At 46.2% G+C, this 24,191-nt stretch carries 24 protein-coding genes; 1 reads left to right on the forward strand and 23 read right to left on the reverse strand.

Translation table 11 applies throughout. The annotated features are described in order from the left end of the window. Nucleotides 1-119 precede the first annotated feature (119 nt). From rpsO to ACMQ5W_RS18470, 17 genes are all read right to left on the reverse strand, one after another. Nucleotides 120-386, reverse strand: coding sequence for a 30S ribosomal protein S15 (rpsO, locus tag ACMQ5W_RS18390; protein ID WP_148491741.1), 267 nt, complete (start codon nucleotides 384-386; stop codon nucleotides 120-122). A gap of 117 nt (nucleotides 387-503) precedes the next feature. Further along, nucleotides 504-1,448, reverse strand: a complete 945-nt coding sequence (locus ACMQ5W_RS18395) for a bifunctional riboflavin kinase/FAD synthetase (protein WP_419026418.1) — start codon at nucleotides 1,446-1,448, stop codon at nucleotides 504-506. Nucleotides 1,449-1,455: 7 nt separating this feature from the next. Beyond that, nucleotides 1,456-2,421, reverse strand: coding sequence for a tRNA pseudouridine(55) synthase TruB (truB, locus tag ACMQ5W_RS18400; RefSeq protein ID WP_419026419.1), 966 nt, complete (start codon nucleotides 2,419-2,421; stop codon nucleotides 1,456-1,458). Beyond that, the gene (locus ACMQ5W_RS18405; RefSeq protein ID WP_419026421.1) at nucleotides 2,418-3,389 is read right to left on the reverse strand and encodes a DHH family phosphoesterase; all 972 of its coding nucleotides are present in this window, start codon (nucleotides 3,387-3,389) and stop codon (nucleotides 2,418-2,420) included. The genes truB and ACMQ5W_RS18405 overlap by 4 nt, the downstream gene beginning before the upstream one ends. Then, nucleotides 3,379-3,762, reverse strand: coding sequence for a 30S ribosome-binding factor RbfA (gene rbfA / locus ACMQ5W_RS18410; protein ID WP_148491737.1), 384 nt, complete (start codon nucleotides 3,760-3,762; stop codon nucleotides 3,379-3,381). The genes ACMQ5W_RS18405 and rbfA overlap by 11 nt, the downstream gene beginning before the upstream one ends. Before the next feature lie 15 nt (nucleotides 3,763-3,777). Further along, complete coding sequence (locus tag ACMQ5W_RS18415) at nucleotides 3,778-4,533, reverse strand: EFR1 family ferrodoxin (RefSeq protein WP_419026423.1); 756 nt, start codon at nucleotides 4,531-4,533, stop codon at nucleotides 3,778-3,780. A 17-nt stretch (nucleotides 4,534-4,550) separates the two neighbouring features. Further along, on the reverse strand, nucleotides 4,551-7,403 hold the full coding sequence (gene infB, locus ACMQ5W_RS18420; protein WP_419026425.1) for a translation initiation factor IF-2: 2,853 nt from the start codon (nucleotides 7,401-7,403) through the stop codon (nucleotides 4,551-4,553). Next, nucleotides 7,403-7,729: a L7Ae/L30e/S12e/Gadd45 family ribosomal protein gene (locus ACMQ5W_RS18425; RefSeq protein WP_148491734.1), complete on the reverse strand. Its 327-nt coding sequence runs from the start codon at nucleotides 7,727-7,729 to the stop codon at nucleotides 7,403-7,405. The genes infB and ACMQ5W_RS18425 overlap by 1 nt, the downstream gene beginning before the upstream one ends. Further along, nucleotides 7,719-7,985: an RNase P modulator RnpM gene (gene rnpM / locus ACMQ5W_RS18430; RefSeq protein ID WP_148491733.1), complete on the reverse strand. Its 267-nt coding sequence runs from the start codon at nucleotides 7,983-7,985 to the stop codon at nucleotides 7,719-7,721. Before rnpM ends, ACMQ5W_RS18425 begins: the two co-directional genes overlap by 11 nt. Further along, nucleotides 7,972-9,048, reverse strand: coding sequence for a transcription termination factor NusA (nusA, locus tag ACMQ5W_RS18435; protein WP_148491732.1), 1,077 nt, complete (start codon nucleotides 9,046-9,048; stop codon nucleotides 7,972-7,974). The genes rnpM and nusA overlap by 14 nt, the downstream gene beginning before the upstream one ends. Nucleotides 9,049-9,064: 16 nt before the next feature. Then, nucleotides 9,065-9,544, reverse strand: a complete 480-nt coding sequence (rimP, locus tag ACMQ5W_RS18440; RefSeq protein ID WP_419026426.1) for a ribosome maturation factor RimP — start codon at nucleotides 9,542-9,544, stop codon at nucleotides 9,065-9,067. A gap of 191 nt (nucleotides 9,545-9,735) precedes the next feature. Beyond that, nucleotides 9,736-10,359: a flavodoxin family protein gene (locus ACMQ5W_RS18445; RefSeq protein WP_148491730.1), complete on the reverse strand. Its 624-nt coding sequence runs from the start codon at nucleotides 10,357-10,359 to the stop codon at nucleotides 9,736-9,738. A gap of 61 nt (nucleotides 10,360-10,420) precedes the next feature. Further along, complete coding sequence (gene lon / locus ACMQ5W_RS18450; protein ID WP_419026428.1) at nucleotides 10,421-12,805, reverse strand: endopeptidase La; 2,385 nt, start codon at nucleotides 12,803-12,805, stop codon at nucleotides 10,421-10,423. Nucleotides 12,806-12,918: 113 nt separating this feature from the next. Continuing rightward, a complete protein-coding gene (locus ACMQ5W_RS18455) occupies nucleotides 12,919-13,482 on the reverse strand; it encodes a TetR/AcrR family transcriptional regulator (protein WP_148491729.1) in 564 nt (187 codons plus the stop codon). A gap of 48 nt (nucleotides 13,483-13,530) precedes the next feature. Continuing rightward, nucleotides 13,531-14,211, reverse strand: coding sequence for a zf-HC2 domain-containing protein (locus tag ACMQ5W_RS18460; protein WP_419026429.1), 681 nt, complete (start codon nucleotides 14,209-14,211; stop codon nucleotides 13,531-13,533). Further along, a complete protein-coding gene (locus tag ACMQ5W_RS18465) occupies nucleotides 14,208-14,684 on the reverse strand; it encodes an RNA polymerase sigma factor (RefSeq protein ID WP_419026430.1) in 477 nt (158 codons plus the stop codon). Before ACMQ5W_RS18465 ends, ACMQ5W_RS18460 begins: the two co-directional genes overlap by 4 nt. A 64-nt stretch (nucleotides 14,685-14,748) precedes the next feature. Continuing rightward, the gene (locus ACMQ5W_RS18470; protein WP_419026432.1) at nucleotides 14,749-15,615 is read right to left on the reverse strand and encodes a LysR family transcriptional regulator; all 867 of its coding nucleotides are present in this window, start codon (nucleotides 15,613-15,615) and stop codon (nucleotides 14,749-14,751) included. 142 nt (nucleotides 15,616-15,757) lie between these two features. Here ACMQ5W_RS18470 and ACMQ5W_RS18475 point away from each other — a divergent pair, with 142 nt between their 5' ends. Continuing rightward, nucleotides 15,758-16,948, forward strand: a complete 1,191-nt coding sequence (locus tag ACMQ5W_RS18475) for a pyridoxal phosphate-dependent aminotransferase (RefSeq protein WP_419026433.1) — start codon at nucleotides 15,758-15,760, stop codon at nucleotides 16,946-16,948. A gap of 53 nt (nucleotides 16,949-17,001) precedes the next feature. Here ACMQ5W_RS18475 and ACMQ5W_RS18480 read toward each other — a convergent pair whose 3' ends face one another. The 6 genes from ACMQ5W_RS18480 to ACMQ5W_RS18505 form a co-directional block, all read right to left on the reverse strand. Then, on the reverse strand, nucleotides 17,002-17,610 hold the full coding sequence (locus ACMQ5W_RS18480) for a PolC-type DNA polymerase III (RefSeq protein ID WP_419026434.1): 609 nt from the start codon (nucleotides 17,608-17,610) through the stop codon (nucleotides 17,002-17,004). Next, nucleotides 17,607-18,395 (reverse strand): MmcQ/YjbR family DNA-binding protein, encoded by a 789-nt coding sequence (locus tag ACMQ5W_RS18485; protein WP_419026435.1) that lies wholly within the window; start codon nucleotides 18,393-18,395, stop codon nucleotides 17,607-17,609. Before ACMQ5W_RS18485 ends, ACMQ5W_RS18480 begins: the two co-directional genes overlap by 4 nt. A gap of 237 nt (nucleotides 18,396-18,632) precedes the next feature. Next, nucleotides 18,633-19,832 carry an FAD-binding oxidoreductase gene (locus tag ACMQ5W_RS18490; protein ID WP_419026436.1) on the reverse strand — a complete coding sequence of 400 codons (1,200 nt, stop codon included), beginning with the start codon at nucleotides 19,830-19,832 and terminating at the stop codon, nucleotides 18,633-18,635. Between the two features lies 1 nt (nucleotide 19,833). Next, a complete protein-coding gene (locus tag ACMQ5W_RS18495; protein ID WP_419026438.1) occupies nucleotides 19,834-21,354 on the reverse strand; it encodes a phytoene desaturase family protein in 1,521 nt (506 codons plus the stop codon). Nucleotides 21,355-21,384: 30 nt separating this feature from the next. Further along, nucleotides 21,385-22,620, reverse strand: a complete 1,236-nt coding sequence (locus tag ACMQ5W_RS18500) for a 2Fe-2S iron-sulfur cluster-binding protein (protein WP_419026439.1) — start codon at nucleotides 22,618-22,620, stop codon at nucleotides 21,385-21,387. A 1-nt stretch (nucleotide 22,621) separates the two neighbouring features. Continuing rightward, nucleotides 22,622-24,154 carry a phytoene desaturase family protein gene (locus ACMQ5W_RS18505; RefSeq protein WP_419026441.1) on the reverse strand — a complete coding sequence of 511 codons (1,533 nt, stop codon included), beginning with the start codon at nucleotides 24,152-24,154 and terminating at the stop codon, nucleotides 22,622-22,624. Nucleotides 24,155-24,191: the final 37 nt, after the last annotated feature.

A 24,191-nucleotide genomic window follows, 5' to 3' on the forward strand; every position in this document is an offset into this window, starting at 1 on the left:
GGACGGCGAGGGGAATCCCCTCTGCACACCCCCTTTTTTGAATGATAGGAAATCAATATTTCCTATCGTATCAAAAAAATAGCGGGGTTTTTGCCCCGCCAAAATTTTCAGTATTAATACTACTTTCTCAATCCTAAACGTGCAATCAATGTTCTGTATCTCTCAACATCAACTTCCTTTAGGTACTTGAGAAGATTTCTTCTCTGACCAACCATTTTCAAAAGTCCTCTTCTTGAGTGGTGGTCTTTCTTGTGAATCTTTAAGTGTTCATTCAGATCGTTGATTCTTGCAGTCAGAATGGCAACCTGAACTTCTGGAGAACCAGTATCTCCTTCTTTTGTAGCATACTCTTTGATGATGCCTGCTTTCATTTCTTTTGTAATCATATTTGTCTCCTTTTCTCAATTCGCTTTCACTGGGTTTTCGCCGGAGTGTCGATAAACTAAGTGAAAGTAATGTTTCAACCAGATAACTATATCATATTCGTTATGTGATTGCAAGCTTTATTTTTCAGTATTTCCGCCGATTTTATCGTGGAAGGCTTTGGCCTCACGGCAGTCTCTGACGATTTGTTCCGATAAATCCTGAACGCTGTCGAATTTGACCTCATCGCGCGTTTTTTCCAAAAATTCCACTTCGATATGTTTGCCATAGAGTTCCTTATCAAAGTTAAAGATATGGGTCTCCACATTTTTGTTATAATGTCCTACGGTCGGTTTGATTCCCACGTTGGTAACGCTGGGATATCTGACGCCGTTATAAGTACAATATGTCACATAGACGCCGTTAGGCGGCGTAACCATGGAGGGATCGATGACCAGATTGGATGTCGGAAATCCCAATTTTCTCCCCAATCGGTTGCCTACGACCACTTCGCCGCCGATAGAATAGTGTCTGCCCATATAGGTCATACATTTTTCCACCTGGCCGGACGCAATCAATGTCCTGATCAAAGAGGAGCTTACCACGTTTCCCTTAATTTTATAAGCCGACATCTCGGTTACATCAAAGCCTTTCTCCAGCCCGACATTTCTGAGAACATCGGGATTTCCCTGTGCCTTGTAGCCAAAATGGTAATTAAAACCGCAGAATGCCGCCTTCATATTGAATTTATCAAGCAGCAGTTTCTTGATGAAGTCTACAGGTTCCATGGTCATAATCGCCTTGGTAAATTCGATGTTAAAGAGATAGTCGACGTCCAGAGACTCGATAATCTGCGCTTTCTCTTTTTTGCTCAATATGTTTTTTACTTTTTTCTCTTTCGGCAATAGGTCTTTCGGATGATTGGAAAAAGTGAATACCGCAGCCTTGAGATTCTTTTCCCTGGCAGTCTTTACCATCTGCCTGATCAACTCCTGGTGCCCCAGATGAACCCCGTCAAAATTGCCCAAGGCAACAGCTGCAGGTTCGATATCTCTTATTTCTTCCAAAGTCTCAAATATTCTCATTTCTACACTACCTCACATAAAACACTTTGTCTGCCACCAATTTTTTGTACTTCTCATTGAAAAACGCAACTCCCAAAAAAACTTCTCTGCCCTCAATCCGGCCGAAAACATTGTAAGCACTTTTGTACTCTTCCCGCATGGGCAGATAAAAGGAGCCGTCTTCATATGCAGGTCTTTGCACGATCTCACATTTGTCCAAAGGCAGATGCCAGCCGCTGGCAAATTGTACAGCAGTCACCTGATCCGTGACCACCTTGCCAAAGTGGACCAGCGGCTCGAAGGTCTGTTGTAACTTCGATTCTATCTTTTCTTGCGGCCATTCTTGAAAGGCGTTCAAGTCAATAGCCGATTGGATATCAAAAATACCGCTTCTGGTCCTCTCAAGACTTGCGAGGGTGCCCCCGCATCCCAGATACTCACCTACATCCTGGCAAATCGTTCTTATGTATGTTCCCTTTGAGCATTCTACAGTAAAGGTCACCGTCTTTTCCTCTGCAGACAGATGAATCTCTTCAATCTCCAGGGACTTGATGAATATTTTTCTGGTTTTAACCTCTACTTCAATTCCGGCCCGGGCATATTCATATAACTTCTTGCCATTCACCTTCAGCGCAGAATACATGGGCGGCTTTTGATCGATGACTCCATAAAAGCCTTCGAACGCGGCTCTGATTTTATCTTCATCGATACCAGAAGTATCAAAACGTTCCAGTGTCTCTCCCCAGATATCCTGGGTATCTGTCACCAAGCCCAGCACCATGGTACATCTGTATTTTTTCATATCCAAATCCAGATATTCCATAATGCGCGTGCTCTTTCCAATACAAATAGGAAGAACACCTGTAGCCATCGGATCCAGCGTACCAGTATGGCCGATTCTTTTGATGCCCAGAGTTCTTCTCATTACACTCACAACATCGTGTGAAGTCATATTCTGCGGTTTGTTGATATTAAGTATACCTTCTGTTATCATAATTTCCCCAAGCTGTCTGTCATTCTTTCTGTAATCATGTCAAAGGCTTCTGTCAAACTACAGTGAAGGGTAAATCCTGCGGCTCTCTCGTGTCCTCCTCCACCTAAGGAGGCGGCAATTTCTGCCACATTGACCCTCTTCTTTGAACGCATGCTGACTTTGACCCTGTCGGCGTCTGCTTCTTTTAAGAATGCTGCCACCTCTACGCTGCTGATACTGCGGAGTTCTTCGACGACTCCTTCCGTTTCCTCCATCAAGGCGCCGGTTTCTGTCAGCATTTCCTGCGTCACATAGGCAATGGCGCCCTGCCCGTCGCAAACTGTGGACAGCGTATTCAGTGCGCGGTTTTTAATCAGAATCTTTTCCATCCGGTTATTTTCATAAAGTTCTACGCTGATTTTGTTGGAATCAAAACCTGTATCGTAGAGCGCCGCTGTAATTTCATGGGTTTCTTTTGAGGTGTTGGAATACTGAAAATTCCCAGTATCTGTAGTGATTGCGGCAAAAATGGCTTCTCCCATCTCCCGATCGATCTGCAGATTCATCACCTTTAAAAGCTTAAAAATCAATTCACCCGTAGCTGACGCCTTACTATCGACATAATTGTAATCACAATATAATTCTGTCGTCCCATGGTGATCGATGCAGATCGTTACCGGACTCTGCTGAAATTTTTCTTTCCGCTTGAAAAATCTCCCCGCATCGCCGCAGTCGATACAAATTGACAGATCTGGCTTCGTCACGATGTTTTGATCAAAAGTACAGTAACCTCTGTCGAGAAAAGCCAGGTTGGCAGGGATATGATCTTCGATCAAGATATAGCACTCCTTGCCTAGATTTCGCAGGGCTCTGCACAATGCCGCGCTAGAGCCCAGGGTGTCTCCGTCCATATTGACATGGGGAAACAGCAAAATCTTCTCCGCTTTTCCGATTAAATTACCAATCTCTTCAAAGCTGTTATTCTTCATGGTCTATACCTAATTTGTTTATCACTTCTGAAATATGTCTGCCATACTCCATCGAAGTATCGATTTTAAATATTAATTCCGGAATGTGTCTCAGCTTGATTTGTCTGCCAATTTCCTTTTTGATCAGACCCTTTGCGCTTTTGAGACCTTCCAAAACCTGCTCTTCCTCTTCCCGTTTTGCTTCCTCGTCTTTGCCTGTGGTAAGCACGGTGACGTAGCAGGTTGCGTAACTTCCGTCAGAAGTCACTTCCACATCAGAAACACTGATCATTCCTGATGAAAGTCTGGGGTCTTTCAGTTCCCGCAAAAGCATCTCACTGACGACTTTGCGGATTTCTTCACCCAGACGGCCTTGTCTATATCCTTTTCCCATCTTCTTGTCCTTTCGTTATTTCAAAAGGGGGTTGACATACCGTCCTCTGTCTTTCGTTTTTTTGCCATATTGTATTGCACAGACCGGACACCTATGAAGGCAGCCCAAACAGTGAACGCACTGCTCTTTGACCCACACCGGCCTGCCCTCCTCCATCTGGATAGCTTTTACAGGACAGATGGTCTGGCAGAGTCCACAGCCGATGCAGGTATCTTCTGCCAAAAATTTCTTTGTCCCACATTTGCCTTTATAGAAGGAATAGGCGACTTTACTGACTGCACCCAGCCCAATACTCGAATGATAACTCGTTCGAAAATTGAATCGGATCGCGTCAATACAGAGATCTATTTCTTTATCAGCTCGCCGCAGAATCATCGTCTGCTCTTCTGGAAGAGGCATCTTATACATCAGGACGTAATTGCCAACCATTTTGATCTTATAAAATGCTCTAAAGTGTACTTTCTTGCCCTTCAGTACTGCTTTAAACATGCGGTCAGCGGCACCACAGTTGCCTCCGTAGGTTGCAACCCCGCAGACATCAGGTGTTCCGCCTGTGAACTGCACTGTTTTCATAAACGCAATGACCAGGTTCGGAAGTCCGAAGAAATACGCAGGAAAGACGAAGAAGGTTTTTTCCTCGTCTTCTACCTGGTACTCATATTCATTATTCCTCATTGCTTCAGAAATATTTATTAACTGACCGCCAAATTCTCTGCTGATTTTTTCTGCAGCGTATTTCGAATTTCCTGTAGCCGAAAAATAAAATACCATTTTCCCTGTGCTCCTTATCAGTCACGTTCAATCTCAACCATATGGAAGCATTCGATGATGTCGCCTTCTTTGATATCGTTGTAAGCTTCCAGACCGATACCACATTCAAACCCAGTTGCAACTTCTTTTGCGTCGTCTTTGAATCGCTTCAGAGATGAAATCTTTCCTTCGTGGATGACGATGCCGTCTCTCACTAGTCTGACTTCCGCATTTCTGACCACCTTGCCTTCCTGTACATATGCACCGCCTACGATGCCGACGCCAGGTACTTTGAAGGTGTTTCTGATTTCAACTTTTCCGAGGATTTCTTCTTTGAATTCTGGATCCAGCATACCTTTCATGGCGTTTTCTACATCGTCAATGACGTCGTAGATGACGCGGTAAGTTCTGATCTGAATGTTGTCTCGATCAGCCATGGTCTGCACAGCTGTGCTCGGTCTGACGTTGAAGCCGATGATAATTGCGCCGGATGTTCCTGCCAGCATGACATCAGACTCTGTCACAGTACCGACACCCGTATGGATGATGTTGACTTTTACATTCTCGTTATTGAGTTTTTCCAAGGATGCTACGAGGGCACCGACAGAACCCTGTACGTCGCCTTTGATAACCAGGTTCAGCTCTTTTACTTCGCCTTCCTGTATCTGGCTGAACAACTGCTCTAACGTAGAGCTTGCATTTCTTGCCAGCACTTCTTCTCTCAGCTTTTCTTTTCTATTCTCAGCGATTTCTCTCGCCATCTTATCTTCTTTTACAGCGTTAAATTCATCACCCGCCTGTGGTACGTCGGTCAATCCAAGAACCTCAACTGCTGTAGCCGGACCTGCTTTTTTGATGGTTCTGCCCATAAAATCTGTCATCAGTCTGATGCGTCCGGAGCAAGTACCTGCTACGATACTCTGTCCGCTCTGCAGTGTTCCATTTGTTACCAGTAAGGAAGCGACTGGACCCTTTGATTTGTCCAGACGTGCTTCGATGACAGAACCCATAGCAAGCCTGTTCGGATTGGCTCTCAGTTCCATCACTTCTGCCTGCAGCAAAATCATCTCCAGAAGGTTTACGATGCCCTCTCCGCTCTTGGCAGACACCGGTACGCTGATGACGTCTCCGCCCCAGTCCTCTACCAGAATTCCGTGTTCTGTCAGATCCTGTTTTACACGATCCGGATTTGCACCTGGTTTATCCATCTTATTGATGGCTACGATCATCGGTACGCCGGCAGCTTTTGCATGACTGATAGATTCTACAGTCTGCGGCTTTACGCTGTCATCTGCAGCGACGACCAGGACTGCGATATCTGTTACATGCGCACCTCTGGCTCTCATCGCAGTAAATGCTTCATGGCCCGGTGTATCTAAGAATACGATTTTCTGTCCATTAATTTTAACTTCCGAAGCACCGATGTGCTGTGTGATGCCGCCTGACTCAGAAGCGGTCACATTGGTCTTTCTGATTGCATCCAGAAGAGAAGTTTTACCGTGGTCAACGTGACCCATAACAGTGATAATCGGAGGTCTTGCTTTCAGATCCTGCTCTTCGTCCTCAAACAATTCCAAACCTTCTTCTTCCAGTTTTTCTTCAACTTTGCCGACTGCTACACTGAGACCCAGGTCTTCAGCAAGAACCATGACGGTATCCTCATCGATATTTTGATTGATATTGGCCATAATGCCCAGTTTCATCAAAGTCATGATGACTTTTGAGGTTGAAACTTCTGTCTGTTCACAAAAGCCTGCAACAGTAATTGGCACGTTTAATACAATTGTACCTTCTGGTAATACTTCTTCCTCGATAATCGGTTCTACTACAACCGGTTTTTGTTTTACGTGTTTCTTCCTAGTCTGTTTTTCCAATGATCTTCTTTCCAGCTTTGCAAATTTATTTCTCTCTTTATCCGGCTTTTTCTTGCTGTCATCTCTTTTGGCAATTGATGGCTTCACTTCCATCTTCTCACCCTGCGGTCTGTCTTTGCGTGGTCCGCCCGGACGATTATTGCTGCGGTCATAATTTCCGCCGCGATTGTTGTTGCGGTCTCCGCTTCCACTCGGGCGGTTGTTATTGTAGCCTCCGCCTGAACGGTTGTTGTTATTGCGGTCATTGCTGCCGCCGCGGTTATTGTTGCGGTCGTTGCTGCCGCCGCGGTTGTTGTTGCGGTCATTGCTGCCGCCGCGGTTATTGTTGCGGTCGTTGCTGCCGCCGCGGTTATTGTTGCGGTCGTTGCTGCCGCCGCGGTTATTGCTGCGGTCGTTGCTGCCGCCGCGGTTATTGTTGTGGTCGCTGCTGCCGCTGCGGTTATTGTTGTGATCGCTGTGATTGCGATTATCGTTATGCGCAGACCCGTGTTCTGGTCTTTTCACCGCTTCCTCCTGTGCTCTAGAATCAACGGTTTTCTTCTCTGCCACAGGTTTCTCCGCCGTCGGCGCCGCAGTTTCTTTTTTCGGCTGAATTTCAGCTGTCACCGGCGTTTCAGCTACAGCCGGCTCTTTCGTTTCTGCCGTCTTTTTGCTTCTGTTCTCCAGTTCTTCTTTGTTCACAACTGGTTTACCCACTGGCGGTTTATGCTTGTTGGCAAGATACTCTGTATCCACCACTGGTTTGCCAATTGGCGGTTTTGGTCTGTTAGGCAGACCCGGTCTCACTGCCGCTTTGACAGTAACCCTCGGCTCTTCCTGATCTGCGTGATCTTTTTTCTTTGGCTCAGCTTTGACAATCTTTGTCTCCGTCTTCGCACCTTTAATTTTTTCTATATCTGCATCAGATAGTACGCTCATATGACTTGATACACTGATTCCAAGCTGTCCAGCCTTTTCCTGCAGCTCCTTGCTCGACACATTTAATTCTTTTGCTAGTTCATGTACTTTTTTCGTCATTAGAACCCCTCCTTTTCTGATTGAATGCGGTCAATCTCCTTACAAATGATTTCCGCGAAATGCTGATCGGTAATTCCAAAAATACCTTTTCCAGACTTCCCCGTTATTTGGGAGAGCTGATCAACGCTCCCGAAAATCCTATATTCCACGTTGTTCTTGTCGCATTGCTGCAACATCTTTTTTACTGTATTTTCAGCCAAATCTTTGGTAAGAATCAGAAGTTTTATCTTCCTTTTTTCCATCATCATGATGCACGTATTATAACCTGTAACCAAGTTCCGCGCTCGAGCTGCAAAACCGAGATAACTATATACCTTATCCCTCATTTGTAAGCTCCTCAAACACGCGTTCAATCTCGTCCTGCGAAATATCCGACTCAAAATTTCTCTGAATCACTCTGCGCTTCTTCGCTTTCTCAAAGCATTCGCTATGATTGCAAAGATACATGCCTCTGCCTTTGGCTCTGCCAGTTCTATCGACGGTCAGCTTACCTTCATAACATGCGATTCTGATTAATTCCGATTTAGGTTTTGATTCCATGCAGGCCGCGCATCTTCTCATAGGAATTTTATTCTTCTTCAATTTCTATGACCTCTTCTCCTTCATCATCACCAAAGTATTGTGTGTGGCTCTTAATATCTATCTTCCATCCGCTTACTTTTGCAGCCAGTCTTACGTTCTGTCCTTCCTTGCCAATGGCCAATGACAGCTGATAATCAGGAACGATGACGGTCGCGGTATTTTCCTCATCTTCCACAATGACCTTCTCAACTTTTGCCGGGCTCAATACATTGCTGATCAGTTCTTCCGGATCTTCACTCCAGAAGATGATATCAATCTTTTCACCATTGAGTTCATCAACAATCGCCTGCACTCTGCTGCCTCTCGTACCGACACATGCGCCCACAGGATCGACATTTTCGTCTTCTGTATAAACAGCGATTTTGGTTCTTGAGCCAGCTTCTCTGGCAATGCCTTTGATTTCGACAATGCCATCCTGTATTTCAGGAACTTCCAGTTCAAAGAGCCGCTTGACCAATCCCGGATGGGATCTGGAAAGGAACACCTGCGGGCCCTTTGTTGTCTTTTTGACGTCCATGATATAGACTTTCAGTCTTTCGTTGACCTCAAAACTTTCTCCCGGTACCTGTTCGTTGGCGGAGAGAATACCTTCCGCTTTGCCCATGTTCACAAAGAGTGTATCGCCGCTCTTCCTCTGAACGATACCAGTAACGATTTCACCTTGTTTCGTGATGAAATCATCAAAGATCATGCCTCTCTCGGCCTCTCTGATTCTCTGTACGACAACTTGTTTTGCAGTCTGTGCTGCAATTCTTCCGAAGTCTCTAGGTGTAACCTGGAATTCGATGGCATCTCCGATTTCGTAACGCGGGTCTATTTCCTGCGCCTCTTCCAGAGACATCTCGATCATATCGTCGTAGACTTCTTCCACGATGTCTTTCTTCATCAGGACAGCAATGTCGCCAGTCTCATTGTCGATATCAACTCTCACGTTCTGCGACGTGCCATAGTTTTTCTTGTATGCCGACACCAAAGCTGATTCAATCGCCTCGATCAAAATGTCTTTTGATATGTGCTTCTCTTTTTCCAGTTCATCTATAGCTTCGATAAATTCTCTGTTCATTTGTCCTTTGCCCTCCTTAGAAAACCACTGCCAGGTTGGTCTTGGCAACCTGATCCAGCGGGAACATCAATTCTTTATCATTTTCAACTTTTATCACAACGTTTCCGTCTGCCAATCCTACCAGGGTTCCTTCATAGAATTTCTTGCCATCTACGCCTTTGTAGAGTTTCACCTCTACCAATCTGCCTGCAAATTTTTCGAAGTGTCCGGGCGTAAGCAGCTCCCTATCCATACCAGGTGAGGAAACTTCTAAATAGTAGTTTTGCTCGATGGGATCCAGTTCATCCAGTTTTTCACTGAGAAATCTGCTGACCTTTTCGCAGTCATCCGTATCCACATAATCTTCTTCTGCTGCCTCTTGTTTGTCGATATAAACTCTGAGGAACCAATCTCTTCCTTCTTTTAAGAACTCTACATTATACAGTTCCAGTCCGTTATCCGCCATAAACTCGGACGCAATTTCTTCTATGACTTCTTTTATTTTCTTTTTTGCCATTTATAAACCTTTCTTGCTGTAAACCTTCAGACAGAAGGGCATCGTTTCCCTTGTGTCTGAAGGCGATTTAGCCCTAACAAAACTGAAAGAGTGGGTTTTGCCCACTCTTCTGCTTGCTTCAGTCTAAAATTCGTACATACATATACTACCACAATTTGACTTATGTGTCAAATGTAAAATAATCTTTCAACCTATCTGATGAAATTTGTTTTGACCGTCTGATTCTCCGGCGCGGATACGCCCTTCTCACGACCAGCTTCGATGCAGCGCAGCAGCCAGGTCATGTTAGATGCGATGTTTCTCATGGTCTGTAACCCTTCCAAATCCTGTTTCACTTCTTCTGGTTTGTTTCCGTGAACCATATTCCAATAAGTAGACGCGACCACTGGCATCTGATTGATGGTGAAGTATTTATTCAGAACATCCACTGATGCTGTGGTTCCCCCTCTTCTGGCCGAAACGATGGACGCCGCCGGTTTAAAAGCGAATGCCTTAGATCCTGCATAGAAGATACGATCTAAAGCAGATAAAATTCTTCCGCTTGGATGCGCATAATAGACTGGACTTCCAAAGATGAAGCCATCCGCGTCTTCTGCCTTGGCGATGATTTCGTTTACCACATCGTTATCGAACACACATCTTGCGCCAAGCTCAGAACATTTGCCGCAAGCGATACAGTCTCTGATGGGATCGGTGCCGAGCTGCACGATCTCACTTTCGATTCCTTCCTTTGCCAGTGTATCTGCAATCTCACTCAGTGCAGTAAACGTACATCCCTTTGCGTGAGGGCTTCCATTGATCATTAAAACTTTCATAAATTCTGACCTCCATTTCTACCTATCATTATATGTTTGTTTTTCCAGTTTATCAATTGGATTATCGGGAGACATGGAAAGAATTCCGACCATTGATGGACTCATTTATGAACACGTGCTCCATAGGCGGCAATGATATATCGATGGTCTCCCGCATAACATCTTCTATCGAATCCACGAATACCACTGTCATCTCGTTTCTTACTTCTGGCGGCAGATCCTTCAGATCCCCGGCATTCTCTCTCGGAATGAGCACTTTCGTGATTCCTGCTCTCTGGGCGCCCAGCAGTTTCTCCTTCAGCCCTCCAATCGGAAGCACCGCGCCTCTCAGCGTAATCTCTCCTGTCATCGCCAGTCGCGAATTTACCTTTCTGCCCGTAAAAAGCGATGCAAGAGCTGTAAAGAGAGCAATTCCTGCCGACGGTCCGTCTTTTGGTACGGCGCCGGAAGGTACGTGGATGTGGATGTCCCGCTCCTTGAAGTTAATTGAATTGAGCGGCAGCCTGGATTTTAGAAGGCTGAGAGAAATCATCGCCGATTCCTTCATTACATCACCCAGCTTTCCGGTCAAAGTGACTTGACCACTGCCCGGCATATCGGTGGCCTCTATGAAAAGAATCTCACCTCCCGCCGGTGTCCAAGCAAGACCGGTCACCACTCCCGGAGGATTATCCATCTGCACTTTATCATGGCGGCAGGATTGGCGTCCAAGCATTTCCTCTAAATCTTCCCCTTGCACTTTATAAGGAAGTTCCGTTTCCTTGAGGACGATTTTTTCGGAAACCGCTCTGGCAATGGCCTCCAGCTGTTTTTTCAGTCCGCGGACGCCTGCCTCGCGTGTATAGTCTTCGATAATATTTCTTACCACTTCATCTCCAATGATGAGCTGCTCCGTTCTCAAACCGTGCTCTTCAAGCACGGAGGGAATCAAGTGTTCCTTGGCAATATGGAATTTTTCTTCCGCCGTATAGCTGGAAATTTCAATGGTCTCCATCCTGTCAAGCAGTGGTTCCGGAATGGTCTCCATGGTGTTTGCCGTTGCGATGAAAAATACATCAGAAAGATCGTAAGGCAAGTCCAAATAGTGATCTGTGAATGTATTGTTTTGTTCTGGGTCGAGGACCTCCAGCAGCGCACTGGCAGGGTCGCCGCTGAAACCGCCAGTCATCAGTTTATCCACTTCATCCAGAACCATGACAGGATTCGTGGCACCCGCTTTTTTCATGCTTTTAAGGATATTACCTGCCATAGCACCTACATAAGTGCGGCGATGACCGCGAATCTCGGCCTCATCGCGGATACCTCCCAGACTCAAACGTACATAAGGTCGTTCTAAAGCCTCAGCAATGCTTTTTCCCAAGCTGGTTTTTCCGGTTCCCGGAGGACCGACCAACAGCAGGATGGAGCCTTTCTTGTCCTTCTTCAGCTGCATCACTGCCAGATGCTGAAGGATACGCTCCTTTACCTTTTCCAGTCCGTAGTGCTGCCGGTTGAGCGTATCTCTTGCTTTTAGCAGGTCGATTGCTGTCGTTTCTTCTTTTTTCCATGGCATCTGAATGATAAAATCCAGATAATTGCGAATCACACTCTCCTCTGCGCTGCCTTGGCCAAGATTTTCCAACCTGTCCAGCTGATCAAGCACCGCAGTGCGAACCTCCTCTGGCAGCGGCACAGCTTCAATTTTGCTGCGGTAATCATCACTCTTTTGTTCGTTTTCTGATTTTCCTTCATTTAGTTCTTCTTGAATGGCTTTCAGCTGCTCGCGCAGCACCTGCTCACGATAGACGCGATTAGCCTTTTGAGAAAACTTCTCGTTGATTGCAAGGCTCAGTTCAATGGATTCTTTCTGTTTCAGCAGAAAATCCATAAACCGCAGGCAGCGTTCTTTTACAGACTCCGTCTTGAGAAGTTCATAGCGCTCTTCTGCCGACATCGGCATGAACTGACTCAGATAGGTAATCATGGTGTTGACATCCTTGATGCCGTCCACTACTTTGCGATAGTCGTCCCCGTTCTGAAGGTTTTCACAGATTTCCGAAACAATCTGGCGAAAATAACCTAACATTTCTTCTCTGCTCTTTTCATCGAGATCATCTGCTTCAGGGTCTTCTATGTAGTCAGCAGAGAAATGATCCTCCCCTTTGAAAATACCAGTTACGCTGACTCGCTGTAAAATTTTCACTTCAAGGAAATCGCCCCGCGCTCCGCTTTCTATCCGCTTTGTCAAAAAAGACACGCCGATGCTGCAGAAATCGTCACTTTCTAACGCTCTGTCGCCGGAAGGCTGCTGGAAAGGCAGTGCAATAGCCACTTCTTCACTTTGTAAATCTTTGAGCAGCAGATTGTCATGCGTTCCCAGATGTATTACCGTAGTCACTGCCGGCAATAAAACGGTATTCGATACGGGAACTACAATTCCGTGTTTCATTTCTTTTCTATCTTCCATTTCGAAAATCCCCCTTTTAAATGAATGTTCATTTAACAATATTGTTTAAAACAGCGGGATACGGTGTGTATGCATTCGTGTCCCGCTTTAATAATGATAGGTTTAACAGGCGGCTAGGTCAAAATTGCATCCTGCACGATCTGTATCATTTCTTCTAACAGCGCCTCTTGTTCCTCTTTGCTTTTGTGGCGATCGGTCGCGATGGTTTTCACCGGAGAAAAAATCAGTGCCGATAAAATCTCATCGCTGTATGGCTTGACCACGTGTGCCTCTTTCAGACTGGAAAGCAACTCAAAAATATGGCAGATGCCTTTCTTACCGGTGCACTGATTAGACAGCGCCGGGCATCCAGAGAATTGTTCTACAAAACTGAAGGCCTCCTGATGATTGAGCATATAGGCGTAAAATTCACGAATCAGCGTTTCAATTAACTGGAACCCGTCCATGTCAGGCCGTACCCTTGCCAGCAGATAGTCATATACCTCTTCAGAGTATTCCAGATAGATGTTTTGCAGCATGTCTTCCTTGCTTTCATAATAGATATACACCGTTGCCGGCGACACTTCTGCTTTTCTGGCGATCTTTGAAATCGACGTGCCATGAAACCCTTCTTCTAACATCAGCTCTATCACAGCGTCCTTAATGCGTTTTTCTTTTTCATCGTCTCTCCGTCTCATATATACACCTCTTAAAGTTATAATAAACGTTCATTCATTTATTGTCAATCATGATTTTTCTAATCTGCTCCAAACTTTCTGATAATCCTCCCCCTTGATATCAAGGTTTTTGTCAAAATTCCCATAATAAATGGTATCGAAATTCTCCCCTTGCCCAAGGACAAAGGTATGCTCCTTTTCATCTTTTTTCGCAAAAAAAGGAGCGACATATTTTGACCAAGGAGTGTGGTAACAGTAAAAATAGCCCTGTTTTCCAAGGCTTTCGCCTGTTTCTGCATCAAAAGCGGCTGCCTTACTTTTTGTTCTGTCCGTCCCGAATTCCCGTACCCCTGCAAAAGTCTCACCATAATAGTGTATGACCACACTGCCGTTAGGTTTTGATGTCACAGAAAACAGGTTCTGATCATAAGGGATGTAAATTTCATAACTGTTCATCCATTGGAACAGGGCAAAACAAGCTGCAAAAGTAAGCGCGATAGACAACGCGGCAATGCCGGCCTTCTGACTGCGCCACTTCTTGCGAAAACCTTTGATTACAGCTGCATCCTCAAGGGATACTTGTGAATCAGCTGGCAGAGTTAATTCTTTTCCCAATAATCCACACTCTTTGCGGCAGTCTGGGCATTCCTGCAAGTGTTCTTCAATAATCCATCTCGTATCATCACAAACCGCGCCGTCTACATAGAGAGGCAGCAGGTCCCTGATCACATTGCAATTTATTTTTTTCATCGCTCCATCTCCTCCATATAAGCCATAATCTGTTTTTTTGCCCGATAATAAGTCACTCTCGCCCAGTCATCGCTTTTTCCGAATAAAAGACCAATCTTTTTGAAAGGAAGTTCGCCAAAAACCCGCAAGTAAAATACTTCTTTATAAGGCTCGTCCATATTGTGAAGGTATTGATGGATGAAAAAAGCGGTCTCTTTGTCGACGAGTCTTTCCGATAGTGAGACATCTGTAACGACGGTATCTTCCATAACAGATTCTTTTTTCTTTCTGCAGTGAGAATAGTATGTGTTTTTCGCTATAGAAAAAAGCCACGCTCTGACGTCTGTTCTGCCGTCAAAACGGTCGACTGCTTTCAGTGCCTTTACAAAACTCTCTTGTGTCACCTCTTCTGCAATAACAGCGTCTGCTGACAGACCGCAGACATATCGGTATACATCCTTGAAATATGCGCTGTATATCTCTTCAAAGTCCACGTTTCTTCCACCTCCTTCACTTTATTAACGCATGAGAATGGAATTCGTTACAAAGAAATAGAATCTACATCTCAAACTGCCATTTCTTTAAGAATGAAACGAACTTCTTTACTGCCGGAGAAGTATTTGCTGACTTTCCATAGAGCAAGCCGATCATCCTATAGCAAGGCAAATCCAATTCTGCGATTTTAATGTCCTCGTGGCAGTTTTGCAGAACCAGATTAGGCAGCAGGCTGATGCCAAAACCTCTTGAAACCATGGAGATGACACTGTTGTCATCGACATAGGTGTTTTGTTTTTTTGGATGTATATCATAATCAGAGAGCAGGCGCTCCACATCATAGTCATTTCCACAGGTAGAACAGATGAATGGTTCTTCTTCAATTTGCCGCAGGGGGAACTTCTCTCCTGCCTTCAAGGGATATTCTTTCGGCAGACAGGCGAAAAACTCATCTCGCACCAAAGGTATGAAGTCGTCTCTTAAAATCATATTGCTGGTGATGCAGACATCAATGGTGCCCTGGTCCAGCCACTGATACATTTTGCCGTCGCTTTCCTGTATTTCGAAGGAGATCTCCGGGTATTTTTTTTGAAAGGATACCATGGCATCTGGCAGCCAGGTTCTGATGACGCTGGCAATGGCCGCCACTCTGATGACGGAAGCTTTTTGTTCTAAAATCAGTTCCACCTCTGTTTCCAGCTTTTTATCAATTGCTGCCAGTTCTCTGAACAGCGGCAGAAGCCTTTTGCCTTCATCAGTTAATTTGACGCCGAACTTGCCCCGCTGCAAAAGCGTAACGCCTAACTCGCTTTCTAAGGATCTCATCATATGTGACAACCCAGCCTGCGTATAGCCCAGTTTCGTTGCAGTTGCAAGAAGACTGCCGTTTTCGACTGCTTGTATCAGCACTTTCACCTTATTAATGTCCATTATATCCATCCCATCTATTAAAATTTGTTATACATGTATAATAATAAAGTCTCTTTCATAAGTCAACAGATTGTAGTAAAATTAAAGTATATTCTGAACATTATCAGTAACACATAATGAAAAGTTTTAGGAGGAATTTATTATGTATAATCAAACTATGTACGAACTGGGCAGTCAGCCATCTATCATCCGTGAACTCTTTGCTTATGGACTTCAACAGGCAAAAGTTGTCGGGCCAGAAAACGTTTTCGACTACACACTGGGAAATCCAAGCATTCCAGCACCTGCCAAAGTACAGCAGGCGATCAAGGACATTATTGATGACACAGACTCCATCAAGATTCACGGTTATTCCATGGCCGGCGGCTTTGATGAAACTCGCGAAGCCATCGCAGCAAATCTGAACAAACGCTTCGGAACTGACATCAAAGCGTCCAACCTATTCGTAACCTGCGGTGCAGCTCCTGCTTTGATATCCGTAATCAAGACGCTGGCTGTAGATGAACAGGCAGAGATTATGGCAGTTGCTCCTTTCTTCCCTGAGTATCGTCCATTTGTGAACAAAAACGGTGCCAACCTGGTAGTGGTTCCTGCTGACAGAGAGCACTTCCAGATCGATCTGGCAAAGGTTGAGGAACTGATCAGTGAACACACCCAGGCAATCATCATCAATTCACCGAACAATCCATCCGGTGTCGTTTACACGAAGGAAACCCTGGAAGCCCTGGCTGCTATCCTGACAAAGAAAGGCGAAGAATACGGCCATCCAATCTACATCGTTGCTGATGAACCATATAGAGAACTGGTTTACGGCGACGCAAAGGTTACTTTTATTCCAACAGTATATAAGAACACAATCGTCTGCTATTCCTGGTCCAAGAGCCTGTCTCTGCCAGGTGAACGTATCGGTTACGTATGTGTACCTGACCAGTGTGATGATGCAGTAAACCTGTACAACGGTATCGCAGGTGCTGCTCGTGCCATGGGACACGTCTGTGCGCCGACTCTGCCGCAGATGGTTATCGCTCGCTGCGTAGATGAAATGCCTGATCTGAAAGCCTACGACGAAAACCGCACCCTGCTTTACGATGAGCTGACTAAGATGGGCTACAAGTGTGCAAAACCAGACGGCGCATTCTACCTCTTCGTAGAAGTACCAAACGGCGACGGCATGGCATTCTGTCAGAAGGCAAAGGAAGATCACAATCTTCTGGTAGTACCTGGCGAAGGTTTTGACTGTCCGGGATATATGAGACTTTCTTACTGCGTATCCAATGCGATGATCAGAAGAAGTCTGCCGGCATTCCAGAAAATGATTGACGCTTACAAATAAAAGAAATACATATCAGAACCCCCAGCTGGATGTCCGGCTGGGGGTTTTTGACATTATTTCATTTTCTGTTTGAAGGCAGCAAGCGAACTGCCACTTCGGCAGATATCCTCCTGCAGGTGTCTGTAACAGGCATTACAGATTTCACAGTCAGCTTCGGCGCGATGAGCGCCGGCAATGGAAATACCGTAGTGACTCGCTACGGTTGTCTGCTTGTGATTCGGAAGATGCCGCAGCACCCGCCTTGCAATGCGAAGCACATCAACAAATGAATTCGTCAGAGGTATGCCGTAACATCCCATGAGATTGTCATAAAGAAAATTGACATCAAAATTCACATTGTATCCCACAAGGATATCATTTTTGACATAGGAATAGAATGCCCAGATCGCATCTTCTATCTTCGGGGCATCGGCTACCATGGAATCTGTGATCCCTGTCAGATTTGTAATAAAAAAATCAATTTTCCGGGACGGTTTTATCAGCGTTGAAAAAGAATCCACTTTGATTCCGTCTGTATATCGTATGGCAGCGATCTCGATAATCTCACAACTGTCTGCAGACAGTCCATTTGTTTCAATATCGACCACAACATACGTGCTGGGGAAATCGATGATGCTCTCTCCTTTGTATTGACGCCGGGAGGTTTGAAGTTGTTTTTTCATTCTGTTTTCGTTTCTGCGCAAAGGGCGCTTATTTCGTAGTGCAAGCTATTGGGAATTCCTCGAGGTCCTCGAACGGCATGGATTCCGTAATCATTGAGTTTTTTGAAATCAAGCTGCTCCTCGTCAAATGTATGTAAAAGCTTGATTTTCATAGCGCGGCTTATATGCAGATTTTGATCTTCGTACTGATATGGGATTTCTACCTCTACCGCCTGACATTGATAAAGAATTGCGGAGATTGGCGCAGCGACATAAAGGTATAGGATATCACCGACGATCACATTGCTGCTTTGTTTCCAGAGAATGATATCACTCTCGGAAAATGCCTTTTTGAGATCAAAATATTTTGGATTTGCCGGAATGATCCACTCTTTGGTTTCGGTACGAGATGGTTTTTGGGAAGATTTGCGATTTTTCGTAATATCAAAGCTCATTTCTAAAAGGGAAAAGAGGAGGTCTTTCTCTACTGTACCATCTAAAAGAACCGTAATCCAGTTCCTTTTGTTCATATGATAGGCCGGTAAAATACCTTTTTCCGATAAAAGGGACCAGGCTGTGGCTGGATCGCACTTGATATCCATAATATCCACAAACCCATCTCCCGAAAGTCCCAGTTTTTTTCTTTGAACATCCATGATGATGGCATACCATTTTCTATTCTCTGCATGACGAAGCACCGCATAATCCGGAAACTTCATCCAAAGGTATTCTGGTTCTGTTCCATATTGCTCTGCGGCGAATTCAAAGATATCTTCCCGATAAGATTTATGATTGCTCTGTTTCATGCTTCAATCCCCCAAATCATAATCTGATTGAACACAGCCATCGAGTCTTGTCCCTTAACATACTCGATTTTGTACTTGGACATAATATAATAAGTATACAATACAAAGTCAGAAAAGAAAAGAGAATCTGTTCCGAGGCGGCACGGTGAGCTTATCTGATTATGGGATTCGCCTTCCTGCCCTGCTGATTGAAAGGGACAAAATCCCCAGCCAGTTACCCGGCTGGGGATTTGTCGTCTATTTCGCTTTTGGAACCTCGATTTCAAGGTCGCTCAGTGCAAAGGACGCACATGGATGGATATACCCGTATTTCAGGTCTGCCATCCGGCGGCCGTCGATTTCCTTCGGCACATATACCTCCCCGCTGATCAATCTTGAATGACACCAGCCGCACTCTCCGCTGCGGCATCTGCTGGCGGCAGAGATGCCGTTTTTCTCGAGAATCTGCAGTATCGTGTCCTGGGCAGATCCTGTAACGATTTTTACTTCGTCACGGATTTTCACCGTAATCTGCACGGTCTGCGGCGCCTCCTTCGGATAGCCTGCACGCCCCTCCGGGTTATGAATTTCCCCAAACAGCTCGTGACGGATAAACTTTCTTTCCAGATTCAGTTTTTCCAGCTCCTGATCGACAAAGGCATACATCTGCTGTGGTCCGCAGAGGAACACGGAGTATGCGCCCTCCGGTGCATATTTTCTGATCAGATCCGCAGTGACGAAGCCGTGCTCAAAGCCATCTTTCCTCTCGTCAGAGAGAACATGGATCACTTCCACTTTGTCAGTCACTTTCATCAGCTCATCAAATTCCTCCTTGAAGAGTATGTGGTCACTGTCGCGGCTTCCATAGAGCAGTTTCAGCTCAAAGTCCTCATCTCCGCAGGCGATCGCCTTTGCCATAGACAGAAACGGTGTGATTCCGCTTCCTCCTGCGATTCCAATCACCGTCCGCGCATCGCGCAGGCTGTTGTATTCAAAAAATCCTTCCGGTGCAGACACCGTAACGGCATCTCCTTCCTTCCAGTTATCCAGGATATACCTGGACGCCAGACCGTCTTCTACATATTTGATTGTCAGCATATATCTCCCTTCCAACGCTTCTTTTGGCGATGAAGAAATCGAATATGCACGGGTCAGATGCATACTGCCGATGTTCAGAAATATGGTCAGATACTGGCCTGCACTGAAGTATGCCAGTTCCTCGGTGCCTCTTTCCCGATCTGCCGTCAGCACAAAGCTTTTACAGTCTGTGCTGCGTTCAATCACCTCGCTGACCTTGAGAAACTGCTTCGCAGGATGGAGTCTTTGCGCCAGGTTGTTCACGCCATATTCCTTTGGCAGCGGCACGGCCGGTGCTGCAGCTGCTTTCTGCCGGCGCTCTTCCAAACGAGCCATAAACCGCATCGGATCCAACGTGTCAATATTATATAGCTTTGTCATATCAGTTTCCCTCCTTTGCATCCTGTACCGTTCTCAGCCCGGTATTCATACCCGAAATATATGCTGAGCTGTATCCGTCGCCGCGTTCTCCGCAGGCGCCGCAGAAACGCAGTCCTTTGATCGGCTCCTCCGCCGCCACGTTCATAGTGCGCATCATCATGGAATCCCACATATCGAATTGATATCCGTAAGGAGTTCCCCTCGGCGTCTTCAGGTACCTGGCAAAAGTCGGCGGTGCCGCAATGACGACTTCTTCTATGTATGGTTTCAAGTCGATTCCAAGTGCTTCCTCACAGTTTCCGATGACTTCACCTGCAATTTTTATCTTCAGCTTCTTATATTCCTCCGGCTTTACATCCTTCCATACATCGCCGTAATACATGGTCGTAAAGAACAGGGTACAGGTTCCCTCCGGAGAGGAGTCCGGAATCACCGTGTTCAGACAGTTCATGATGGCATACTTGCTGTCTTCTATCGAACAACATCTCTCATATTGCTCTCTGGAGTCGGCGCAGGGGATTATAAAATTGGAATAATCCCGTATGCCCAGCTCTTCGCAGGAACGGTTCATGCCAAGATACACTGTGACAAAGGACAGTGCAAGATCCCTGGCGTTGGCAAGTTTCAGCATACTCTCCGGAATCTCTTTGCTGTCTATCATGGACGACAGCGCATTGCTCATGTGAGAGTTGCAGATGATATGGTCAGCATGGATTTCTCTGCCGTCCACCACTACACCGTAGGCTTTTCCGTCCCTGACCAGGATTTTTTCCACCTCACTGTTATACCATACTTCTCCGCCGTGTTTCAAAATCGCCTTCTCAAGGGCGAGGGACATCTCATGAGAGCGCATTGACGGCATGGCGGGTCTCAGCTCCACATAGAGAATCAGCATCAGCACATAATAGAGAAAATCCAGCTGGTCTGCCGGTGCACCCAGATAGCACCAATAAGTGACTAGAATATCCTGCGCCTTCTTTGGCATCTCCAGCGCATCCAAGACTTCTTTCGTGCTGTAGGCCGCCATTCTCATGAAGTCTGCGTACTTTGATGCGAGCACTTCCATGTCAGGGTTTCCCTGTCCCAGATATTCCAGTGCCTCCATAGCATGCTGTCCCAGCTGGAATACGGCTCTTACACTTTCCTCACAGCCCGGAACCTGTCTCTCCATTTCTCTGATAAACGCCTCCTGTCCGGTAGGCAGTACTGCGTCAAACCCGTCTTCGCCGGGCAGTACCACGCGAAAAGCATTTTCCTCAAAGCACCAGTCGATGTCACTGGCGCCCAGCTCATCAAAGAGCTGTCTGACCGTTCCCTCAAAGGGATTTGGCCCTATCTCCGCCAGTTCGTGGAGCGATGTTTCAAATTCAAATCTTCCTCTGCGAAAACTGGTCGCAGAGCCGCCGGGAATATTGTGACGTTCCAGCACCAGGGTCGATAATCCATTCTTCGCAGTAATCCCTCCGGCAGCCAGCCCTCCATTGCCAGCTCCGACTACTACGACATCGTATTGTTTTTTCATCAGTTCGTCTCCTTTCGTAAACATCTATCGTTAACCCAATTCTTCCATAACCGGGTAAACTTCCAGCTCCACATCCCCTGTGGCATAAGTGGCACAGGGATGAATCCATCCAAACTTCAAATCAGCCATTCTCCTGCCGTCAGCATCCTGCGGAATATAGACACTGCCTGACAGCAGCTTGGAATGGCACCATCCGCATTCCCCGCTTCGGCAGTGTGACGGGGCTTTGATGTGTGCCCTCTCCATGGCCTGCAGCAAGGTCTGTTCAGAGGCTGCCTGGATTTCTCTGACTTCCCCACTTATATGCACCCTGATCTGAAATGTTTTTCCGGCGGCTTCTTTTGGATAGTCCGGATTCTTCTCAGGATTGGAGCAGTCGCCGGGGAGTTCCTTTCTGACAAATCTGCGTCTCAGCTTCAGCTTTTCGGCTTCCTTTGTCCCGAACTCATACATCGCCTTCGGTCCGCACATGAACAGCGAATACGTCCTATCAGAAGGCGCATATTTTTTTATCAGCTCTGCCGTCAGAAAACCATGTTCAAAGCCATCTTTCTCCTCGTCGCTCAGGACGTGGACAACCCTTACCTTGCCTGCAGACTGTTTTTCAATCTGCTCCAGTTCCTCTTTCAGCAAAATCCCCTCGCTGGTCCGGCTTCCGTAAAGAATCGTCAGGTTAAAATCTTCAATACCTGCGGCAATTGCGGCAGCCATGGAATAGAAAGGCGTAATCCCGCTTCCTCCCGCCAGTGCCACGACATCCCTGGCATCGCGGAATTTCTGGTAATAGAATTCTCCCAGGGGGCCGGAAATGTCCAAAGGGTCGCCCTCTTTCAGGTGATCCAGCATGTAGCTGGAACCAAATCCCGGGTTGTTTCGCTTGACTGTAAGAATATACTGATTGTCCTTCCCGCCAAGGGCATCAGCCGGATTGGACCTGATGGCATAAGGCTTATTCATGCAGCCTCCTTCAAAATCCAGAAAAACACTGACATACTGGCCTGCGCGAAAATAGGCAAGGCTGTCCGTTCCCTTCGTCTGATCAGGCGTGAGAACAAAGCTCTTTGCATCGCCATGGTCGAAGATTTTTTTGATCTTTACGTGCTGAACCTGCGGGTGAAGACTTTTTGCAAGACGATTGGCGTTAAATTCCGACTGTGGCATGACTGCCTGCGCTTTTTCTATGACCTGGTTCCTATCGCTTACCATGGACAAAAAAGGTTTGATGGAAAGCGATTTCAGCGGTTCCTTATTATAATTGTATTTCATCTTAACGTCCCTCCTCCATATCCTTCAGGGTATATCTTGCAACTTCTCTGCCACTGAGATAAGCCTGGCTGTACCCGTCCATCTGGGTGCCGTGCCCGCCGCAGAAGCGCAGGCCTTTGATGGTGTAGTCCTCTTTTTCGCCTGACATGGTTCTCGGGAGCATGCCGTCCCACAAGTCTACGGCATAGCCATAACAGTTCCCCTGCGGTGTTCCGATATATCTGGCCAAAGTGACCGGCGACGCCGTTACCAGCTCTTCGATGTGGTCGCGAATTTTTACCTTTGCAGCCTCTTCAAAGTAGTCGATGGTCTCTTCTACTATCTGATCCTTGATCTTGAAATAATTCTCTTCTGTCACGTCATCGAAAGCATCGGCCGTATACAGAAGTAAGAACATGATCATACACGTGCCCGGTTCGGATGCGTCAGGAATCGCCCTGTTCAGGCAGGAATAATTGAAAATTCTGCGGTGGCTCTGTCTGGTCTTGCATTTTTCAAACAAAACCTCCGTATCCGCTGTTTCTCTGACAAAGGTATCGTAGCCTTTGATGCCCAGTTCGTCGGCAGAAGCATCCAGCCCCAGATAAATCACGAAACCGTTAGGCCCCAGTGTCCTTGCCTCGCACAGCTTCTTATCTCTTGCGGGCACTTCTTTCGGATCCACCATTTTATCAAATACCACAGTAGGCATGATATTTGATATGATTCTTTTGCATGGGATATAGGTACCGTCCGCAAGTTCAACGCCTTTTGCTATGCTGCCTCTGATGTCGATTCTCTTTACCGGCGTATTGTAGCGAATCTCACCGCCAAAGTCACGAATGCGCTGCTCCAGCGCCAGAACGATTTCAAAGCTGCGCTTTTTTGCGATATACGGCTTCAAGGTCAGATAGGTGTAGACCATAAAACTGTATACGACAAAACTTACCCTGGTGCAGTCCACACTGAGATAGTCCCAATAGGACTCATAAATCTCCCTGGCCTTATCGGGCACGCCCAGCCTGCGGAGCATTTCGTCAGCAGGAACAGATGCCATCTTCATAAAGTCCTTCCATTTAAGCAGCATGGCAGCCTTTGGCGGATCATTCTGATAGGATGCAAGCCAGGAGATCGCATCAAAAATCATTCGATTGACCTCCATCAGATTCTCCATTGACGCTCTGCTTCCCGGTACCTCTCTTTCCATGGCGTCAACAAAAGCATCGACGCCGATAGGCATCTCTACATCAAATCCTGTCTCAGGGTGGGTATTGATGGTGTGGAAAGCCTCGTTCATGGCAACCCACTCCACATCAGTGCCAATATCATCGAGCAGCTTTCGCACCTCGCCTGTTCCTTCAGGTCCCATCTGACAGAGCTCGTGCAATGTCAGCTCAAATTCAAAGCGTCCTCTGACTATGCTGCCGGCACAGCCTCCCGGCAAATTGTGTTTTTCCAAAAGCAGTACCTTTTTTCCTTCTTTCGCCATCCAGGCGGCGCTTGCCAGACCTCCGTTCCCCGCTCCGATGACTAAGACATCGTATTGCTTATTCATGCTGTATTCTCCTTTCTTATCTATGGTATACCACAGA

This window comes from Emergencia sp. (assembly GCF_048465375.1).
Lineage (GTDB): Bacteria > Bacillota > Clostridia > Peptostreptococcales > Anaerovoracaceae > Senimuribacter.

Excerpts from the sequence above, each read along its gene's own strand:
- rpsO (WP_148491741.1), bottom strand. The coding sequence starts at position 386 with ATGATTACAAAAGAAATGAAAGCAGGCATCATCAAAGAGTATGCTACA.
- ACMQ5W_RS18395 (WP_419026418.1), bottom strand. The coding sequence starts at position 1,448 with ATGAGAATATTTGAGACTTTGGAAGAAATAAGAGATATCGAACCTGCA.
- truB (WP_419026419.1), bottom strand. The coding sequence starts at position 2,421 with ATGATAACAGAAGGTATACTTAATATCAACAAACCGCAGAATATGACT.
- ACMQ5W_RS18405 (WP_419026421.1), bottom strand. The coding sequence starts at position 3,389 with ATGAAGAATAACAGCTTTGAAGAGATTGGTAATTTAATCGGAAAAGCG.
- rbfA (WP_148491737.1), bottom strand. The coding sequence starts at position 3,762 with ATGGGAAAAGGATATAGACAAGGCCGTCTGGGTGAAGAAATCCGCAAA.
- ACMQ5W_RS18415 (WP_419026423.1), bottom strand. The coding sequence starts at position 4,533 with ATGGTATTTTATTTTTCGGCTACAGGAAATTCGAAATACGCTGCAGAA.
- infB (WP_419026425.1), bottom strand. The coding sequence starts at position 7,403 with ATGACGAAAAAAGTACATGAACTAGCAAAAGAATTAAATGTGTCGAGC.
- ACMQ5W_RS18425 (WP_148491734.1), bottom strand. The coding sequence starts at position 7,729 with ATGAGGGATAAGGTATATAGTTATCTCGGTTTTGCAGCTCGAGCGCGG.
- nusA (WP_148491732.1), bottom strand. The coding sequence starts at position 9,048 with ATGAACAGAGAATTTATCGAAGCTATAGATGAACTGGAAAAAGAGAAG.
- rimP (WP_419026426.1), bottom strand. The coding sequence starts at position 9,544 with ATGGCAAAAAAGAAAATAAAAGAAGTCATAGAAGAAATTGCGTCCGAG.
- ACMQ5W_RS18445 (WP_148491730.1), bottom strand. The coding sequence starts at position 10,359 with ATGAAAGTTTTAATGATCAATGGAAGCCCTCACGCAAAGGGATGTACG.
- lon (WP_419026428.1), bottom strand. The coding sequence starts at position 12,805 with ATGGAAGATAGAAAAGAAATGAAACACGGAATTGTAGTTCCCGTATCG.
- ACMQ5W_RS18455 (WP_148491729.1), bottom strand. The coding sequence starts at position 13,482 with ATGAGACGGAGAGACGATGAAAAAGAAAAACGCATTAAGGACGCTGTG.
- ACMQ5W_RS18460 (WP_419026429.1), bottom strand. The coding sequence starts at position 14,211 with ATGAAAAAAATAAATTGCAATGTGATCAGGGACCTGCTGCCTCTCTAT.
- ACMQ5W_RS18470 (WP_419026432.1), bottom strand. The coding sequence starts at position 15,615 with ATGGACATTAATAAGGTGAAAGTGCTGATACAAGCAGTCGAAAACGGC.
- ACMQ5W_RS18475 (WP_419026433.1), top strand. The coding sequence starts at position 15,758 with ATGTATAATCAAACTATGTACGAACTGGGCAGTCAGCCATCTATCATC.
- ACMQ5W_RS18480 (WP_419026434.1), bottom strand. The coding sequence starts at position 17,610 with ATGAAAAAACAACTTCAAACCTCCCGGCGTCAATACAAAGGAGAGAGC.
- ACMQ5W_RS18485 (WP_419026435.1), bottom strand. The coding sequence starts at position 18,395 with ATGAAACAGAGCAATCATAAATCTTATCGGGAAGATATCTTTGAATTC.
- ACMQ5W_RS18490 (WP_419026436.1), bottom strand. The coding sequence starts at position 19,832 with ATGACAAAGCTATATAATATTGACACGTTGGATCCGATGCGGTTTATG.
- ACMQ5W_RS18495 (WP_419026438.1), bottom strand. The coding sequence starts at position 21,354 with ATGAAAAAACAATACGATGTCGTAGTAGTCGGAGCTGGCAATGGAGGG.
- ACMQ5W_RS18500 (WP_419026439.1), bottom strand. The coding sequence starts at position 22,620 with ATGAAATACAATTATAATAAGGAACCGCTGAAATCGCTTTCCATCAAA.
- ACMQ5W_RS18505 (WP_419026441.1), bottom strand. The coding sequence starts at position 24,154 with ATGAATAAGCAATACGATGTCTTAGTCATCGGAGCGGGGAACGGAGGT.